Annotated in this window: 18 protein-coding genes and 1 riboswitch; of the genes, 16 read left to right on the forward strand and 2 right to left on the reverse strand. The window is 62.9% G+C overall.

The annotated features are described in order from the left end of the window. Positions 1-124 precede the first annotated feature (124 nt). Positions 125-1,378 (forward strand): helix-turn-helix transcriptional regulator, encoded by a 1,254-nt coding sequence (locus tag JDW18_RS09725; protein WP_218243412.1) that lies wholly within the window; start codon positions 125-127, stop codon positions 1,376-1,378. Positions 1,379-1,768: 390 nt separating this feature from the next. Here the strand turns inward: JDW18_RS09725 and JDW18_RS09730 are convergent, their stop codons facing one another. After that, a complete protein-coding gene (locus tag JDW18_RS09730) occupies positions 1,769-2,149 on the reverse strand; it encodes a cell division protein ZapA (protein WP_218243413.1) in 381 nt (126 codons plus the stop codon). Positions 2,150-2,189: 40 nt separating this feature from the next. Next, positions 2,190-2,399 (reverse strand): DUF904 domain-containing protein, encoded by a 210-nt coding sequence (locus tag JDW18_RS09735; RefSeq protein WP_158385648.1) that lies wholly within the window; start codon positions 2,397-2,399, stop codon positions 2,190-2,192. A 255-nt stretch (positions 2,400-2,654) separates the two neighbouring features. After that, positions 2,655-2,897, forward strand: a riboswitch (cobalamin riboswitch). A 68-nt stretch (positions 2,898-2,965) separates the two neighbouring features. On the opposite strand from JDW18_RS09735, the gene JDW18_RS09740 reads away from it, so the two are divergent. From JDW18_RS09740 to cobT, 15 genes are all read left to right on the forward strand, one after another. Further along, a complete protein-coding gene (locus tag JDW18_RS09740; RefSeq protein WP_246610417.1) occupies positions 2,966-4,840 on the forward strand; it encodes a TonB-dependent receptor domain-containing protein in 1,875 nt (624 codons plus the stop codon). A gap of 3 nt (positions 4,841-4,843) precedes the next feature. Further along, positions 4,844-6,265, forward strand: a complete 1,422-nt coding sequence (locus tag JDW18_RS09745; RefSeq protein ID WP_246610419.1) for a cobyrinic acid a,c-diamide synthase CobB — start codon at positions 4,844-4,846, stop codon at positions 6,263-6,265. 20 nt (positions 6,266-6,285) lie between these two features. After that, positions 6,286-6,897, forward strand: a complete 612-nt coding sequence (locus JDW18_RS09750; RefSeq protein ID WP_218243414.1) for a bifunctional adenosylcobinamide kinase/adenosylcobinamide-phosphate guanylyltransferase — start codon at positions 6,286-6,288, stop codon at positions 6,895-6,897. Then, complete coding sequence (locus JDW18_RS09755; RefSeq protein WP_218243415.1) at positions 6,894-7,808, forward strand: ABC transporter substrate-binding protein; 915 nt, start codon at positions 6,894-6,896, stop codon at positions 7,806-7,808. The genes JDW18_RS09750 and JDW18_RS09755 overlap by 4 nt, the downstream gene beginning before the upstream one ends. A gap of 20 nt (positions 7,809-7,828) precedes the next feature. Continuing rightward, complete coding sequence (locus JDW18_RS09760; RefSeq protein ID WP_246610525.1) at positions 7,829-8,836, forward strand: FecCD family ABC transporter permease; 1,008 nt, start codon at positions 7,829-7,831, stop codon at positions 8,834-8,836. After that, positions 8,833-9,621, forward strand: coding sequence for an ABC transporter ATP-binding protein (locus JDW18_RS09765; RefSeq protein ID WP_218243417.1), 789 nt, complete (start codon positions 8,833-8,835; stop codon positions 9,619-9,621). The genes JDW18_RS09760 and JDW18_RS09765 overlap by 4 nt, the downstream gene beginning before the upstream one ends. A 50-nt stretch (positions 9,622-9,671) precedes the next feature. Continuing rightward, on the forward strand, positions 9,672-10,241 hold the full coding sequence (gene cobO, locus JDW18_RS09770; protein WP_218243418.1) for a cob(I)yrinic acid a,c-diamide adenosyltransferase: 570 nt from the start codon (positions 9,672-9,674) through the stop codon (positions 10,239-10,241). Positions 10,242-10,277: 36 nt separating this feature from the next. Beyond that, positions 10,278-11,033: a 5,6-dimethylbenzimidazole synthase gene (bluB, locus tag JDW18_RS09775; RefSeq protein ID WP_218243419.1), complete on the forward strand. Its 756-nt coding sequence runs from the start codon at positions 10,278-10,280 to the stop codon at positions 11,031-11,033. After that, positions 11,030-12,115, forward strand: a complete 1,086-nt coding sequence (cbiB, locus tag JDW18_RS09780) for an adenosylcobinamide-phosphate synthase CbiB (RefSeq protein WP_218243420.1) — start codon at positions 11,030-11,032, stop codon at positions 12,113-12,115. The genes bluB and cbiB overlap by 4 nt, the downstream gene beginning before the upstream one ends. After that, on the forward strand, positions 12,108-13,103 hold the full coding sequence (locus tag JDW18_RS09785) for an aminotransferase class I/II-fold pyridoxal phosphate-dependent enzyme (protein ID WP_218243421.1): 996 nt from the start codon (positions 12,108-12,110) through the stop codon (positions 13,101-13,103). The genes cbiB and JDW18_RS09785 overlap by 8 nt, the downstream gene beginning before the upstream one ends. Positions 13,104-13,149: 46 nt before the next feature. After that, a complete protein-coding gene (locus tag JDW18_RS09790; RefSeq protein ID WP_218243422.1) occupies positions 13,150-13,962 on the forward strand; it encodes a HipA family kinase in 813 nt (270 codons plus the stop codon). Further along, positions 13,949-14,362 carry a DUF3037 domain-containing protein gene (locus tag JDW18_RS09795; protein WP_218243423.1) on the forward strand — a complete coding sequence of 138 codons (414 nt, stop codon included), beginning with the start codon at positions 13,949-13,951 and terminating at the stop codon, positions 14,360-14,362. Before JDW18_RS09790 ends, JDW18_RS09795 begins: the two co-directional genes overlap by 14 nt. Positions 14,363-14,365: 3 nt before the next feature. Further along, positions 14,366-15,841, forward strand: a complete 1,476-nt coding sequence (locus tag JDW18_RS09800; protein WP_218243424.1) for a cobyric acid synthase — start codon at positions 14,366-14,368, stop codon at positions 15,839-15,841. Between the two features lie 108 nt (positions 15,842-15,949). Further along, positions 15,950-16,369, forward strand: coding sequence for a hypothetical protein (locus JDW18_RS09805; RefSeq protein WP_218243425.1), 420 nt, complete (start codon positions 15,950-15,952; stop codon positions 16,367-16,369). 159 nt (positions 16,370-16,528) lie between these two features. Next, positions 16,529-17,650, forward strand: a complete 1,122-nt coding sequence (gene cobT, locus JDW18_RS09810) for a nicotinate-nucleotide--dimethylbenzimidazole phosphoribosyltransferase (RefSeq protein WP_218243426.1) — start codon at positions 16,529-16,531, stop codon at positions 17,648-17,650. Positions 17,651-17,662: the final 12 nt, after the last annotated feature.

Genomic DNA, 17,662 nt, shown 5'->3' on the forward strand with positions numbered 1-17,662 from the left:
TGAGCACACCGCCAGATGCTATTTAAATCATAGCTTTCAGCGCTTGATATAGAAGCGGTAAGCCAGATTTTCTGAATAAGGGGCGCTGGCGCTCAGCGCTACTTGTTGTTTGTTTGAGGTGTGCATGGCTGAGAGCGCTTTTTCCAAAACCGGATTCTCCACCTACAAGACATCGGCGCAGGACTGTGTTTTGAAGGATGTACCAGTGGGCGGCGTGGCTCCATCTCAGCCGGTGGAGCTGCTCGATCCTGACCTGGAAATCTCTACCGAGAACTTCAGTCAGCTGGTTGGCGCGCTTTATCTGGCCGCGACAGATGCCGAAGCCTGGAAGTCGTTTCTGGAGCTGCTGCGCGTGCAGACCGGGGGGAATTACGGCTCCCTCATTGTTCGCGACACCATGGGGGACAACATCGGTCTGGTGATCTCGGCCGCCAGCACCCGCAAGGCCTTGCTGGCCCATGACCCCTATGGATATTGCAGCCCGCTGCGCGGCATTCCGCTCGATACCGCCGTCACGCTGGCCGAGCGAATTTCCGAGCGCGAATGGCGCACCTGCCGCTATTACACGGAATGGTGCAAGCATGTAGAAGTCTTTCACATCCTCGCCATAGACATCGAGACCGAAGACGGCTGCTGCTACGGCCTTCGTGCCACTCGCCCAGAGCAGGCAGAGCCTTTCGGCGCCCGTGAAAAAGCGCTGATGACGCTGCTGCTTCCGCATATCAAGCGGGCGCTCAATATGCACCTGGCGCTCAACCGTGATCGTCAGCTGATCTCTCTGTATGGCCGGGCCACGGCGCAGTTGATGGTGGGGGTGGTCATCCTCGATCAGAACGGCATGGTCATCGAGAGCAACCCAGCCGCCACCACCATTTTGAATAGCGGCGATGGCCTGCGCGTCAAAAACGGGGAGCTGGAAGCGGCCTATGCCAATGACAACCGCAAGCTGCAGCGCTTGATCAAGGACGCGCTGATGCACCCGCAGGATACCCAGCGCGTCATGACCGAGGGCATGTCGGTGGGGCGCCAGTCAGGCCAGCTGAACTGGGGTGTGGTGGTGCAGAACATATCGCCCGATGACTGGACCGAAGGCAAGCAGCGCCCCAGCGTGGCGGTGTTTGTGAGAGACACCACGGGCCGCCCTGATCCCCCGGTCAAACTTGCCCAGCAATTGTTCCAGCTCACACCCGCCGAGACATCGCTCGCCATTCAGCTGGCCAATGGCCTGTCGCTGGAGGAAGCAGCGCAAACACTCAACATTCGCCCGAATACGGCGCGGGCCCATCTGCGCTCGATTTTTTCCAAGACGGGTGTTCGCCGCCAGACAGAGCTGGTGCGACTTTTCCTCAATAGCGTGGCCTGGCTGGGCAATCATTAAGCCCGGCGCCATTCAGAAACCTCTGTTCACGGCATCAACCTGAAGTACCCATGAAAAAAGCCCGCATCAGCGGGCTTCAAATTCAGATCAGGCAGTTGTGTTCGTTGTCTGGATAGTCAACTGCCCTCAGAAACAAGGTGTCTGCAAACGCCACCGGTTCGTCATCCTGAACCGGGGGTTCAGGTGGGCGAGGGCAACCTATCGTTGGGTTCATCTGACGCGAGACGATCACGCTCAATAGGTGATTTACCAAGCCCGTGCTCAGTGAGCATTGGTTCAAGGAAATATAAAAACCGGCAGATTTGCAGACAGGTGCTATTTTAACGGGGAATGTTAAACCTGCAGTCGGCAAAACAGCTTTGCCCTGATGTTTTCAGGCTTTGACAGTTTTCAGAGCAGGCGTGCGTCGTTTTCCAGCGCGTGGTCGAGCTTGAGCACCAGTTGCTCAGCCAGTTCCTGCTGGCGCTGCTGCTCGGCCTTTGCGGCTTCGTCCAGCTCTGCGGGGGGCGCCAGCTCCTGCTGCATGGACTGCATCTCGGCCTGGGCTGCTGCCATGTGGGCCTGCTGGGCATCACGGTCCAGCACATCGAAGGCCATGTTCAGCGCTGCCAGCACCGCCACGCGCTCACGCGAGCGGACTTTGCCGGAGTCGCGTACACGGGTCATGGCATCGTCCACACGGCGGACGGCCTCCATCACGCGTTCTTCTTGGCCATCGGGGCAGGTCAGCACATAGCTTTGCTGCATGATTTGCACATCGATCTGCTTCATGGGCGTCTGTGACAGGGTCTGGAGGCGGAAGGTGACAGTGTCACTCTCCCTGGTTAGCGGGCAAGCGTTCGATCAGCGCGTCCACGCGGGCGCGTGCTGCCTGCAGGCGCAGGCGCAGCAAATCACGCTCCTGAGTAAGGGCGATGACCTGGTCGGTGAGCAAGGCATTGGTGCGCTGAAGTTCTTCATGGCGGACCAACAGACGCTCCACGCGCTCGGCAATGAGATCAAGAGAAGGCTGGGGGGTCATAGACTCTGCCATTGTAGGTCTTGCAGTCAGTAGGTGGGCATTAAATTGCACGCAAAACCTGACTTGTACATGTTTCGGGAGGGTTGCCGCACAGGGGCAGCGAATACCGGTGAAACCTGTCTTTTTGCAGATGAGTGCCTGATTTCGCAAAATCGTAGCGCCATACGCAGATTGCGTCTGCATAAACTGAGTTTTTAAGGTAAAAAATCGTCACCCGGCTCCTTCGAATGAAGGATGAGCACGGGTTGAACTTCATTACAATGCGCGGCTGTTGGTGCTCGATGCGGCTGCTCTGCCGCCTCAGTTCAACGGGAAGCAGGGAGGTGTTTGCCAGATTTGACTGGTGCGCCGGGCCTGCGCTGCCCCCGCAACGGTCGGCGAATGGAGTGCCATTGCATTCCTCCTTTTCCCTGATAGCCACTGGCGCTTGCGCGCTGGGAAGGCTGGCAAGAGGACGATTCGCCTAGCCCGGATACCGGCCAACTTGGGTGTGTCTGCTATTTGCGGACATGTGTTGCTCAGTGTCGGCGGGTAGGCTGGCGTGAGCGCTTTCTCGCTGATTTCTCATGTCCAGAAACTCTTCGTCCGCGCAGCTCTGCGTGGCGCCATTTGCCTGCACTCGTGTGGCAGCTGCGGCTGTGCTGTGCGCTATTTCTTCGTTTGCCGCCCATGCACAGGATGCGGGTGCACGCCAGATGGCAGAAACCGTGGTCACTGGTAGCCGCGCCGAAGCCTCCATTGAACAGCTGACGGCAGATGTGACAGTCATCGATGCCAAGCAGATCGAGCGCGCCGCAGGCAGCAGCCTGCCTGAGCTGCTGCAGCGTGAGGCGGGCCTGCAGATCACCAGCAATGGCGGTCTGGGCAAGGAAGCCAGCGTTTTCACGCGCGGCACGGAAAGCCGGCACACGATTTTGCTGGTGGATGGTGTGCGTTATGGCTCGGCAACCAGCGGCGGCCCTTCCTGGGCCAATATTCCTCTGGCATCCATTGAGCGCATTGAGGTCATCAAGGGCCCAGCATCCTCTTTGTATGGCAGCGATGCAGTTGGTGGCGTGGTGCAGATCTTCACCAAGAAGGGCACTGGCGCAAAGCCTTTCAATCCATATGCCAGTGTCACGCTGGGCAGTGACCACTATGCGCAGGCCGCCGCGGGTCTGAATGGCTCTCAGCAAGGCTGGAACTATTCGCTGAATGCGCAGCGCACGACCGAACATGGTTTTTCCTCCACCAATTCCAAGGTGGCCTACGGAAACTACAACCCCGACCGGGACCCGTTTCGCCAGAGCTCTTTGAATGCCTCGCTGGGCTATGAGATCAACTCTGACTGGCGTGTTGACGGCAGCGTGCTGTATTCGGAAGGCATCACCCATTTCGATGACGGCCCTGGCGTGGATACCCGCAGTGCTTTGCGCACGCAGGTCAGCACGGCTTCGGTGACTGGGCGAATCCTGAAGGACTGGAAGTCCAAGTTCACCATCAGCCATTCGCGTGATGAGAGCAATGCCATTGATTCCGCGCAGTCCTATAACCTGCCGGGCCTGTTTGCCACCACTCAGCGCCAGTACCAGTGGCAAAACGATATCGCCACGCCCGTTGGCCTGGTGGTTGCAGGCTTTGAACGACTGGAGCAGGAAGTCAACAGCAGCACCAAATATTCGGTGACGGAGCGAACAGTGAATTCCGGCTTTGTCGGTTTGACCGGTGAGCAGGGCGCACATAGCTGGCAGGCCAATCTGCGCCGCGATGACAACTCGCAGTTCGGCAGCAAGAACACCTGGGGCGTGGGCTATGGGTTTCGTCTGAACTCCCAGTGGCGCCTGCATGCCTCGCATGGCACAAGCTTTGTGGCGCCGACCTTCAATCAGCTGTACTGGCCAGATTATGGCTCGCCAGACCTGAAGCCTGAATTTGGTCGCAATACCGATGTGGGTGTGACCTGGAGCGAAGGTGGGCACTCCGTCAAGCTGGTTTATTTCGACAACCGCATTCGCGGCTATATCGCGAACACGACCAAGCCCGAGAACATCCCTCGCAGCCGTATCAAGGGCTGGACGCTGGGCTACAGCGGCCAGTTCATGGGCTGGAAGCTGCGTGCGGACTATGACCAACTGGATCCTCGCAACACTCTGACCGACACATTGCTGCCGCGTCGCGCCCGCCATGTCACGCGTCTGTCTGCAGACAAGGACTGGGGCGCATGGACCTTCGGCGCGTCGGCTCAGTCTGTGGGCAAGCGCTATGACGACGCGAAGAACTCGGCAGACAAGCTGATGGGCCAGTACACCACCGTGGATCTGTATGCCAGCTACCGTCTGGACAAAGACTGGACCCTGTCTGCCCGTATCGCCAACCTTACGGACAAGGACTACACCACGGCCTACGGTTACAACACGCGTGGCCGTGCTGGCTACCTGACCCTGCTGTGGCAGCCGCGTTAAGCCGTGGTTGAGGAAAAATCGGCATTGCCCGTGGCTGAGTCTGCCCGCTGCCCCGCCATTCTGATCAGCGCCCCGGCTTCGGGTCAGGGCAAGACCACCATCACGGCGGCGCTGGCGCGGCTGCATGCGCGTCAGGGGCGCAAGGTGCGGGTGTTCAAGTGCGGGCCGGATTTTCTGGATCCGTACTGGCATGAGCTGGCCAGTGGCCAGCCCGTGCATTCGGTGGATCTGTGGATGACGGGCGAGGCCGATGTGCGCCGCCGCCTGCATGAAGCCGCGCAGGATGCAGATCTGATTCTGGTCGAAGGCGTCATGGGTTTGTTTGATGGCAACCTCAGCGCGGCCGATCTGGCGCAGCGGCTGGGTTTGCCGGTGCTTGCGGTCATTGATGCTGCGGCCATGGCAGGCACTTTTGGTGCTGTTGCCTATGGCTTGCACCATTACCGGCCAGAGCTGCGCTGGGCCGGCATGCTGGCCAATCGCGTGGCCACCGCCCATCATGCAGAGCTGCTGCAACGCGGCATGCGCGAGCCGCAGTTGTGGCTGGGTGCCATGCCGGGTGTGCAACTGGGCGAGCCAGCACCCAAGCCCAAATCGGCTTCGCTGCTGCCTGAGCGGCACCTGGGGCTGATTGCGGCCCATGAGCTTGGCGATGCACTGCAGCGGCTGGATGCCGCTGCGGATGCCCTGGCCCAGACTCCGCTGGGGCAGCGCCTCTGGCAAGCCGAGCCGGGCCAGCCCAGCTGGCAGGACTGGTGTGTGGACTTCATGCCGCCTGCGCAGCATGAGCCGCAGCCAGAAATCAAGCCCTGGCTGGCGGGTAAGCGCATTGCCATTGCGCGGGATGCGGCTTTCTCATTCATCTATCCGGCCAATCTGGACTGCCTGCAGTCCATGGGGGCGGAGCTTTGCTTTTTCTCGCCTCTGGCGGGCGATGCGCTGCCAGCGTGCGATGCCATCTGGCTGCCCGGCGGCTATCCGGAACTGCATGCGCAGGCGCTGGCGGCCAATACCGGTTTGCGAGAAGCCCTTGCCCAGCATGTGGTCCAGGGCAAGCCGGTGTGGGCGGAGTGCGGCGGCATGCTGGCCTTGTGTGAGTCGATTACCGATTTGCAGGGCGCGCAGCAGCCGCTGTGGGCCGTGCTGCCCGGACGTGTGACCATGCAGAACCGGCTTGGCGGGCTGGGCATGCAACAACTGGTGCTGCCCATGGGCTTGCTGCGCGGGCACACCTTTCACTACAGCCGTCTGGATACGCCAATGGCCTTCAGCACCCGTAGCAGCCGACCCGGCGCGGAAGTGCATGCCGAGCGTGGCGAGGCGTTTTACGCGTCGGGCAGCGTGCGGGCCAGCTACTTTCACGCCTGGTTTGCCTCGTGCCCAGCGGCGGCGGCCTGGCTGTTTGGCGCAACAATCGAGGGCTAGCCAGTCCTTTTTCGCAAATCATGAGTACAGCTTCCACCTCCCATCCCTGCCTGCCGCGCAGCCTGTTTTTGCTGGGCGGCCAGAAAAGCGGTAAATCGCGCCGCGCCGAGTTGCTGGCCCGCCAGTGGCTGGAGGCTGACGCCCGCCATGAGGCGGTGCTGGTGGCCACTGGCCAGGCCTGGGATGCGGAAATGGTGGAGCGCATTGCCCGCCACCAGCGTGACCGCGCCGAGCGCGTGCCGGGCATGCAGACTCTTGAGGAGCCGCGTGAACTGGCCCGCGTGCTGGTGCAGCACAGCCAGCCAGAGAAGCTGCTGGTGATTGACTGCCTGACGCTGTGGCTGACGAACTGGTTGATGCCTGTTGAATCAACAGAATCTAAACAAAATCAGCCTCAAGTCCAGGACTGGAATGCGCAGCTAGCTCTCTTTTTGGAAGCGCTGGACGGTGCCAAAGGGCCCGTCATCATCGTGGGCAACGAAATTGGTCTGGGCGTGATTCCCATGGGCAAAGAGGTGCGTGCGTTTGTGGACGCGCTGGGCGTGCTCAACCAGCAAGTGGCGGCGTACTGTGAAAGTGTCACGCTGATGTGTGCGGGTCTGCCCGTCGCGGTCAAGGGAGTGCAGCCATGAAGCGCGCCCCATGGTTGAAATTTGCCGCTGCGCTGACGCTGGGCCTGAGCGGCGCACTGACCACGGTCAGCGCCCTGGCCGCCGTGCAAATTACCGATGCGCGTGGTGTGCAAGTCAGCTTGCCGCAGGCACCGCAGCGCATCGTCAGCCTGCTGCCCTCGTTGACGGAAAGCCTGTGCGCGCTGGATGCCTGCAAACGGCTGGTGGGGGTGGATCGCTACTCCAACTGGCCCGCCCACGTCAAAACCGTGCCCGTGGTGGGCGGCGGGCTGGATCCCAATGTTGAGGCCATCGTCGCGCTCAGGCCTGACCTGGTGCTGGTCTCCACCGCATCGCGGGCTGTGGGGCGGCTGGAGGCGCTGGGGCTGAAAGTGGTGGCGCTGGAGCCGCGCACGCAGGCCGAAGCCCGCGTGGTGCTGCAGAAAATTGGCACGCTGCTGCAACTGCCACCCGAGCAGGGCGCAGACAAAGTCTGGGCGGCGATTGAAGCCGATATGCAGCGCGCTGCAGACAGCGTGCCGCCCGCCATGCGCGGCAAGCGTGTGTACTTTGAAGCCAGCCGTGGCCCTTATGCCGCGGGTGAAAAATCCTTTATTGGCGAGACCTTGACGCTGCTGCATCTGCGCAATGTGATTGACGCCAAGCTGGGCCCGTTTCCGCGCATCAACCCCGAATATGTGGTCAAGGCCGACCCCGATGTGCTGATGGCGGGAGAGCGCAGCTGGAAAACCGGCGTGCCTGAATACCCGGGCTGGGCGCAGATGCGCGCCGTCAAAGCGGGTGCGATTTGCCAGTTCACGCCAGACCAGTCTGATGTGCTGGTGCGCCCCGGCCCGCGCATGGCCGAGGCCGCCCATATTCTGGCGCGCTGCCTGCAAGGGCTGGCGCAAAAACAGGGCGCTTCGAAATGAATGCAATGGCGTCAGCCAGGATGCGCGGGCTGGCCGCCCCATGGCTGCTGCTGTGGCTGGTGCTGGCCGGCATGGTGCTGGCCGTGCTGGGCGCAGGGGTTGGCAGCACAGGTTTTGAGAGTGTGTGGAAGGCCCATGCCGACCCACTGGCCTGGCAAATCGTGATGGAGATCCGCCTGCCGCGCACGGCCGGTGCTTTGCTGGCTGGTGGATTGCTGGGGCTGGCGGGGGCCATTGCACAGGGCGTTTTTCGCAATCCGCTGGCAGACCCCTATTTGCTGGGCAGTGCCTCGGGCGCATCGCTGGGCGTGGCGCTGGCCATGGCGGCGCTGGGAACATCGCCTTTTGCTCTGGGCGCGCTGGCGCTCTGGGGGGTGACGGGGGCAGCCTTCGTCGGCGCGGTGGCGGCGGTGATTTTGACGCTGGCTCTGGCCAAAGGCGTGCACAACACCATGCGCCTGCTGCTTGCAGGGGTGATTGTGGGCGTGGTGCTGGGCGCGGCGTCATCACTGGTGCTGATTCGCAACCCCGACATCATGCAGGCCATGCAGTCTTTCATGCTGGGCAGCACGGCGTTTGTGGGCTGGAATGCCTGCGCGCTGATGCTTTGGGTGCTGCTGCCCACGCTGGCGCTGGCCTGGAGCCTGAGCCGCGTGCTGGATGGCCTAGCGCTGGGCGAGGCCACGGCCCACAGCCTGGGCCTGCCACTGGGCCCGCTGCGCCTGCTGCTGATTGTGCTGCTGGCCATGGCCACGGGTACGGCGGTGGCGCAGACGGGGCTGATTGCTTTTGTGGGCCTGGCTGCACCGCACTTGGTGCGGTCGATGGTGCGCGCGCTGCACCGCTGGCTGCTGGTGCTGAGCTGCCTGATGGGCGCTGTGCTGCTGCTGGCCGCCGATTTGCTGGCGCGCTGGCTGGTGGCACCGCAAGAGCTGCCCATTGGCGTGCTGACCGCCGTGCTGGGTGGCAGCTACCTGCTGTGGCTGATGCACCGGCGCGGCGCGCTGCAAGGCGGGGAGGGCGCATGAGCGACATGAGCTCCGCACTGGCGGTTTCTGGCTTGCGCGTGCAACTGGGCGAGCGCGAAGTGCTGCGCAGCATTGATCTGCAAATTACGCCAGCGCGTTGGACCGCCATTGTCGGCCCCAATGGCGCGGGCAAATCCACACTGCTGCGCGCCATGGCAGGCATGCAGGCTGGCCATCAGAGCCAGAGCGGGCAGGTGCTGCTGCAGGGCCGCGCCTTGCAGAGCTGGGGCAGCCGTGACCGCGCCAAAGCGCTGGCCTGGCTGGGTCAGAACCAGACCGTGGCCGGTGAGATGTCGGTGTATGACGTGGTCATGCTGGGCCGTTTGCCGCACCAGGGCTGGTTGGCCCCGGCCAGCGCGGCTGACCATGCGGCGGTGCAGCAGGCACTGCGCGAAACCCATGCCTGGGACTGGCGTGCCCGCAGTCTGGGCCAGTTGTCGGGCGGCGAGCGCCAGCGCGTGCTGCTGGCGCGGGCGCTGGCCGTGCAGGCGCAGGTGCTGTTGATGGACGAGCCGCTGGCCAACCTGGACCCCCCGCATCAGACCGACTGGATGCTGACCGCACGCAAGCTGGTGCAGCAGGGGGCGACCGTGGTCAGCGTGCTGCATGAGCTGTCGTTTGCCCTGCTGGCCGACGAGATGGTCATCTTGCAGGACGGGCGCGTCATTCAACACGGCAGTTGCGCCGACCCCGTAACGCACCGCGCGCTGGAATCCGTTTTTGAAAACCGCATTCAGGTGCGAGCGCTGGACGGCCACTGGCTGGCCCTGCCGCGCCTTGCCTGATTTTTAAGTCTTTTTGCCTTGTAGCCATTGTTGGATAAGCGGGAGCAGCTATGAATATTGAAACACCACCCTCTGAAAAGCCCTACGAAAAACCCGAGGGCGAGCGCCGTGGCCTGGTCATTGTCAACACCGGCAATGGCAAGGGCAAAAGCACAGCAGCCTTTGGCCTGGCGTTTCGCGCCACGGGCCGGGGCAAGGCCGTCAAGGTCTATCAGTTCATGAAAGTGCCCACCGCCCGCTTTGGCGAGCATCGTCTGGCCGAGCAGGTCGGCCTGCCGATTGAAGGTCTGGGCGACGGCTTCAGCTGGAAGAGCAAAGACCTGGACCACTCTGCCCAGCTGGCGCGTGATGGCTGGGAAAAGTCCAAGGCCGATATTCTCTCGGGCGAGTACTTCCTCGTTGTGCTCGACGAGATCACCTACCCGCTGATCTATGGCTGGCTGCCGCTGCAGGAGGTGCTGGACACGCTGGCCGCCCGCCCCAAGGACGTGCATGTCTGCCTGACGGGTCGCCGCTGTCCCCAGGAAATCATCGACATCGCCGACACGGTGACCGAGATGACGATGGTCAAGCACGCCTTCCAGGCGGGTATTCCCGCGCAAAGAGGCATTGAGGATTAATGGCGTGCGCCGCACCAGCGGCGCGACAATAGACCCATGACCGAATCCACGACCAAGCCCTTCGCAACGATTGCCGCCACGCCTTTCACCGAGGCGGAGCGCGCTGCTGTCTATCGCGCCATTTATGAGCGCCGCGATATGCGCCACTTTGCGGGAGGCGAGGTCAGCGATGAGGTGCTGCTGCGCCTGCTGCGTGCGGCCCACCATGCGCCCAGCGTCGGCTTTATGCAGCCCTGGCGCTTTATCCGTGTGAAAAGCCGTGCGATGCGCGAGCAGATTCACGCCCTGGTGGAGGAAGAGCGCGTGCGTACCGCCCATGCCTTGGGCGAGCGTGAAGAAGACTTCATGAAGCTCAAAGTGCAGGGCGTGCTGGATGCGGCCGAGGTGCTGGTCGTGGCCATGCCCCCGGGCCGCGAGGCGCATATTTTCGGCCGCCGCACCTTGCCCGAGATGGACATTGCCAGCAGCGCCTGCGCCATTCAAAACCTGTGGCTGGCTGCGCGGGCCGAAGGGCTGGGCATGGGCTGGGTGTCGATTTTTGACCCGGTGGCGCTGGCGCATCTGCTGCAAATGCCCGAAGGTGCGCACCCGCTGGGCGTGCTGTGCCTGGGCCCTGTCGATGCCTATTACGCCGAACCCATGCTGCAGCAGGAAAAATGGGCCAGCCGCGCTCCGCTGGAAGACATGCTGATGGCCGATGTGTGGGATGACAGCCGCATGGCTGCGCACACCGCGAACACGACGCAAACGACGCAAACGAAGCAAGGGGCGAAAGGTAAGCCTGGCGCATGACGGTCATCAGCTGGTGGGAGATTTTTGCCTGGTCGTTCAGCCCGCTGGGCTGGCTGTGGCAGGCCGTCACAGCGGCTGATGCGCAATCGTTTTTGCCCTCTGCCCACAATCTGTGCAATGTGCTGATCGCCATTCTGGTGGCGCTGGCGCTGGACCGCCTCTGGGGCGAACCACCCGTGTGGCTGCACCCTGTGGTCTATATGGGCAAGGTGCTGGGCGCACTGGGGCGCGTGCTGGCACCGCGCACCGAGGTGGCGAACGATTACCTGCGTTTTGTGCTTGCAGCGCTTGTCTGGTGCGCGCTGGCAGCTATTGTTTTTATAGGTTATTGGATCATCCAGTTTTTTCTGCCCTATCAGCCCTGGTGGCTGCCGGGGATCTGCGTGGGTGTATTGCTCAAGCCGCTGCTGTCCTGGCGCATGCTCAAGGACGAAGTGCTGGCGGTGGAAGCCGCGCTGCAGCAGTCCTTGCCCGCAGGCCGCGAGCGCCTGAGCTGGCTGGTCAGCCGCGATACATCGCAGCTGGATGCTGCCACGGTGCGCGAAAGCGCCATCGAGACGCTGGCAGAAAACCTGGCCGATTCGGTGATTGCGCCACTGTTCTGGTTTCTGGTCGCCGGTCTTCCGGGCGCTGCTGTGTATCGGCTAGCCAATACGGCCGATGCCATGTGGGGCTACCCCGGCTGGCGCGGGCAGGGCGATCAGCGCCGCCACTGGCAGTGGGCCGGCAAATGGGCGGCGCGGGCGGACGATGTGCTGAACTGGATTCCTGCCCGCATCACGGCGGCATGGCTGGCGCTGGTGGCAGGTGGCGTGCACTGGCAAGGTCTGCGCCGCGATGCGCAAGTGACGCCGTCGCCCAACGGCGGTTGGCCCATGGGCGCCATGGCGCGGGCGCTGGGCGTGCATCTGTCCAAGCCCGGCGTTTACCAGTTGAATCCCGAGGGCAGGGTGCCAGAGTCGGCTGATTTGCAACGCTCTATCCATCTGGCATCGAAAGTGGTCGCAGTCCAGGTGTTCTGTGCGGTCGTAGCTATGATTTTGATGAGCATCTGGATGTGGAAGGTCAGCGCCCATGGCTGAAGTGACCCATGGCGGAACCGATGCGCTGGGCGTGCCCGCGCATGATTTTTCGACCAATCGCAACGCCTGCGGGCCATGCCCTGCCGCGGTGATGGCGCTGCGGGCTGCGCATGTGGCGCAGTACCCCGACCCGCACTACACCGATCTGCGCGCACAGCTGGCCGCCTTTCATGGCGTGGCGGTGCAGCGTATTCTCATCGGCGGCAGCAGCAGTGAGCTGATTCACCGCATCACCTTGCATGTGGTGCGCTGCGGCGGCAAAAGCGTGCAGTTTCCGCAGCACCACTATGGCGACTATCTGCAGGCGGCGCGGGTGTGGCGGCTGGCGCTGTGCAGCCGCACAGAAGTGGCAGCGCCGCCGCTGCTGAGCTGGGCCTGCGAGCCGTCGAGCCCGCTGGGTGCGCTGGAAGACATCTGGCCCGCGTGGCAGGCAGCGCCAGCGCCCAAAGAGTGGCGTGTGCTGGACTGCGCCTATCGCCCGCTGTGGCTGGAGGGGGAAGCGCCTGAGCGTGCACTGGATACCGTCTGGCAGCTGTGGACGCCGAACAAGGCACTGGGCATGACGGGCGTGCGCGCTGCCTATGCCATTGCCCCCACACATGCCACCGCGCATGAGCTGCAGGCCCTGCGTGATCTGGCGGCTTCCTGGGTGGCTGGCTCGCATGGCGTGGCCATGCTGCAGGCCTGGGTCAGTGAAGAGGTGCAGCAATGGCTGGCGCAAAGCCGCATGACGCTGCAGCGCTGGAAGGCGCAGCAACTGGCGCTGTGCCAGCGGCTGGGCTGGCAGGTGCTGCCTGGCCATCAAGCCAATTACTTTGTGGCGCGCCTGCCGATTGAAGATATGGCTGCAGCCTTGGCTGCCTTGCGCAAGCAGGGCGTCAAGCTGCGTGACTGCGCCAGCTTTGGCCTGCCGGGACATGTGCGGCTGGGCGTGCTGGCACCGGTATCGCAGGCGGCGCTGGAGCGTGCGTGGCTCAGCCTTCTATGACCTTGCCGCCCAGACTGCACATGCGCAAGGCGCTACTATTTCCTCTATGGACTCTGAAACACTGAAGCTGCGCTCTGTGCTGGTGGAGCGCTATGTCACGCCGCTGCGTGAAGGCGGCTCCATGCCCGCAATTGTCGAAGCCGATGACCTGGGCACCTATGTGCTCAAGTTTCGCGGCGCCGGGCAGGGCGTGCGTGCGCTTATGGCCGAAGTCATCTCGGGCGGCATTGCGCGGGCGCTGGGTTTGCCGGTGCCAGAGATTGTGCTGGCGCAGCTGAACGGTGACCTGTCCCGCACCGAATCCGACCCCGAAATTCAGGACCTGATTCGCGCCAGCGACGGCCTGAACGTGGCACTGGACTATCTGCCCGGGGCCATCAATTTCGACCCGGCGGTGGATGTGGTGGACAGCGACTTCGCCTCGCGGCTGGTGTGGTTTGACACGCTGGTCAGCAATGTGGACCGCACAGCGCGCAACACCAATATGCTGATGTGCAAAAAGCAGCCTTGGCTGATCGACCACGGCGCAAGCCTGACGTTTCACCACGCATGGAACGGTGTGGTGGCCGACCCGAGCAAGCCCTTTGCGCCCAGCAGCGAGCATGTGCTGCTGCCGCTGGCCAGCCAGATTGCGCAGGTGGATGCTGAACTGGCAGAAAAGCTGACGCCCGAGGTGCTGCGCGCTATTGTTGATGAGGTGCCCGACTGCTTTCTGGCGCAGGCGGCGAGTGAGCGCGGCGGTGACAGTGATGTGCTGAGCGATGTGCAGGCGCACCGGGCCGCCTATGTGAATTATTTTGTGGCCCGGCTTGCCGAGCGTGGCCGCTGGGTGCAAGGAGTGATTGATGCACGGGCATGAGGTGTACGACTACGCAGTCGTGCGAGTGGTCCCGCGCGTGGAGCGCGAGGAATTTGTGAACGCAGGCGTCATCCTCTCCTGCCAGCGCACGGGTCATCTGCAGGCTGCCATTGCACTGGATGAAAAGCGCCTGCTGGCGCTGGACCCGAATGTGGATCTGGAGACCGTGCACCGCCACCTGAGCGCGATTGTGGCGATTTGCGAAGGCGCGGCCCATGGCGGGCCGATTGCCCAGCTGCCCCTGCGCTCGCGCTATCACTGGCTGACGGCCAAGCGCAGCAGCATGATTCAGACCTCGCCCTCGCACATGGGGCTGTGCCTGCAGCCCGGTGAGGCGCTGACTCGCATCATGCAGCGCATGGTGCTTCCGATTTCTGTAGAACAAATATCCGAAAACTGAGACATGACAGCACGTTGCATCATGGTGCTGGGCACCAGCAGTGGCGCGGGCAAAAGCTGGGTGGCCACGGCGCTGTGCGCCTACTACCGCAGCCAGGGCCTGAAAGTCGCGCCGTTCAAGGCGCAGAACATGAGCAACAACGCCCGCGTGGTTGCCACCCCCGACGGAAAATGGGGCGAAATTGGCACAGCCCAGTATCTGCAGGCGCTGGCCGCAGGCGCGGTGCCTGATGTGCGCATGAATCCGCTGCTGCTCAAGCCCGAGGCCGATACACGCAGCCAGGTTGTGCTGTTCGGGCAGGTGGATGAGAAACTCTCCAAGATGCCCTGGCGCGACCGCAGCCTGAAGGTCTGGCCCCAGATCGCGCAGGCGCTGGACGAGCTGTGCGCTGAAAACGATGTGGTGGTGATTGAAGGTGCGGGCTCGCCCGCCGAGATCAACTTGCACGCCAGCGATGTGGTGAATATGCGCGTGGCCAAACATTGCAACGCGCATTGCCTGCTGGTGTCTGACATTGACCGGGGCGGTGCATTTGCCCATCTGTACGGAACATGGGCGCTGCTGCCGGAAGATGAGCAAAAGCTCATCAAGGGCTTTGTGCTCAACAAGTTTCGTGGCGATGCATCGCTGCTGGCCCCAGCGCCGCAGATGCTGCAGGAAAAAACCGGCGTGCCCACGGTGGCCTGTATCCCCATGCAGTTTCACCATGGCCTGCCGGAAGAAGATGGCGTGTTTGACGACCGTGGCAGCACGGGGGCGGGGCAGGCGGTGCACACCACGATTGCCATCGTGGCCTATCCGCGCATCAGCAATCTGGACGAATTCCAGCCGCTGCTTCAAGTGCCTGGCGTGCGCGTGGTGTGGGCACGCTCGCCCGCGCAGATTGCGGGTGCCGACTGGGTCATCCTGCCGGGCAGCAAGGCCACGGCGGCCGATCTGGCCTGGATGCGCACGCAGGGGCTGGATGCCGCCGTGGTGGCCCACGCCAGCGCTGGCAAGCGCGTGCTGGGCATTTGCGGCGGCCTGCAGATGCTGGGCGAGGCGCTGATTGATCTGCATGGGGTGGACGGCAATGCAGCAGGCCTGGGGCTGCTGCCGCTGGCCACCTTGTTTGCGCAAGACAAAACTGTGCAGCCCACCACCTTGACCTTGCCTACTGTGCAAGCGCCTTGGAATGCATTGACCGGTGTGCAAGCACGCGGCTATGAAATCCACCACGGCCAGACCCAGTTGCGCGCCGACATGCAGGCAGGCGCGGCCCAGCCTGCGCAGGAATTGCTGCCCGGCATGCTGTGGCAAGGCGGCAATCCGGCAGTGCTGGGCACCTATCTGCATGGCTTGTTTGAAAACGCCGAGGTCATCCACGCCTTGTTTGGGCAGGGGGCACCGAGTTTGGAGCAGGTGTTTGATCGGTTGGCGAAGGGCGTAGGCGAGTGGTTTGGCAGTGCAGGGTTTGCGCCAGAACAAAAGAGTTTGTAACTGCTGTAGGCCTCGCCTTGCATGGGCTTGTGGGCTGTACCGATAAGGCTGAATATGGTTTGGGTGCAAGCTTGCACAGTCATTCACTTACCGGGAACGGAGTTTCACATGGTTCATTCCGCAATGCGTACCTTGCAACTGGCAGTTGGTGCTGCCGTTCTGACGGCTGCAGGCTTTGCCAGCGCGCAGGCGCCCGCCGCTCCTGAGGCGGCTCAGGATGCTGCCAAGCCCGCAGCTGCAGCTGTGAAGAAGCACGGTGGTCACAAGCACCATCATCGCCATCACGAGGGCAAGCCTGCCTCGCGCGAAGCAGCCGCTGCCCGTGCAGAGGCACAGCGTGGCCGTCTGGATAACGGCCAGGGCGCGAATCAGTACGAGCGCAATGCATTTGCCCGCTGCGAAGTGTTCAAGACCGACATTGACCGCCAGGCCTGTGTGGGCCGCGTCAAGAGCGGCGCGGCCTCTGGCTCGGTGCAGGATGGCGGCATTCTGCGCGAAGGCACCATTCAGGTGCCTGTGAGCCGATAAATCCGGTGCATTGCACCACCAGGCCCTTCGGGGCCTTTTTTCATGCCTGCCCAGCTTGAGACGATCTCCAAAGCGCGATACTTGGGGCACAAAAAGGTGCTGGCTGCTTCCCGGTGGCGGCTGGTGTCTGGATCTGATGCACCGGGAAAGACTGCGTGCATGAGCTCTGTCATTTCCTCCGAATTTTTCGATTCCACTTTGTCCACTCTCTGGGCCTGCCCGCAGGTCGCGGATATTCACGATGCCGATTTGCAGGCACGCGTGCAGCACAAGCTGGACTTCAAGACCAAGCCCGTAGGCTCGCTGGGCGTGCTGGAGCAGCAGGCGCTGCGCATTGCCTGCATTCTGGGTACGGACTCCCCCCGGCTTGAGGCACCGCAGATGGTGGTGTTTGCGGCAGACCACGGCCTGGCCGCCAAGGGCGTGTCTGCCTATCCGGTCGATGTGACCTGGCAGATGGTGGAGAACTTTCTGGCCGGTGGCGCTGCGGTGAGCGTGCTGTCACGCCAGCATGGTATTGCGCTGAATGTGGTCGATTGCGGCGTGGCCCGAGACTTTGCGGTGCGCGAGCAAGACCCAGAGCACAAGCTGCCTGCAGCCAGTGAGCCGCGCCTGTGGCGCAGAAAAGTGGCCTATGGCACGGCAGACTGCAGCGAAGGCGCAGCCATGACGCCTGAGCAATGTGCCCATGCACTGCGCAATGGGGCTGAGCTGGTCAAGAAGCTGCCGGGCAATGCCCTGCTGCTGGGCGAGATGGGCATTGGCAACACCTCCAGCGCTTCTTTGCTGCTGGCGCATCTGTGTGGCGAACCCATTGAAGCGGTCACCGGCGTGGGAACAGGGCTGAACGCCGAAGGGCTGGCCCGCAAGATTGGCGTGCTGACCCGGGTGCTGGCCCTGCACGCAGAGCTGAAAAATCCTCTGGCCGTGCTGGCTGCCATGGGCGGGCTGGAAATTGCCACCATGACGGGCGCGGTGCTGCAGGCCGCAGCAGAGCGCCGCGTGATTGTGGTGGATGGTTTTATCACCACGGCCGCCGTGCTGGTGGCCAGCCTGCTGCAGCCCCATGTGCTGCAGCGCTGTGTGTATGCCCACCGCTCGGGAGAGCCCGGTCACCAGCGCATGCTGGCGCATCTGCAGGCTCAGCCGCTGTTGGACTGGCAGCTGCGTTTGGGTGAGGGATCTGGCGCGGCGCTGGCCTGGCCGCTGCTGCAATCGGCCTGCACCATGCTCAACGAGATGGCGAGCTTTGAGTCGGCGGGCGTCAGCACCAAAAGCTGATTTGTAAAAATG

Source organism: Comamonas fluminis (assembly GCF_019186805.1).
Lineage (GTDB): Bacteria > Pseudomonadota > Gammaproteobacteria > Burkholderiales > Burkholderiaceae_C > Comamonas > Comamonas fluminis.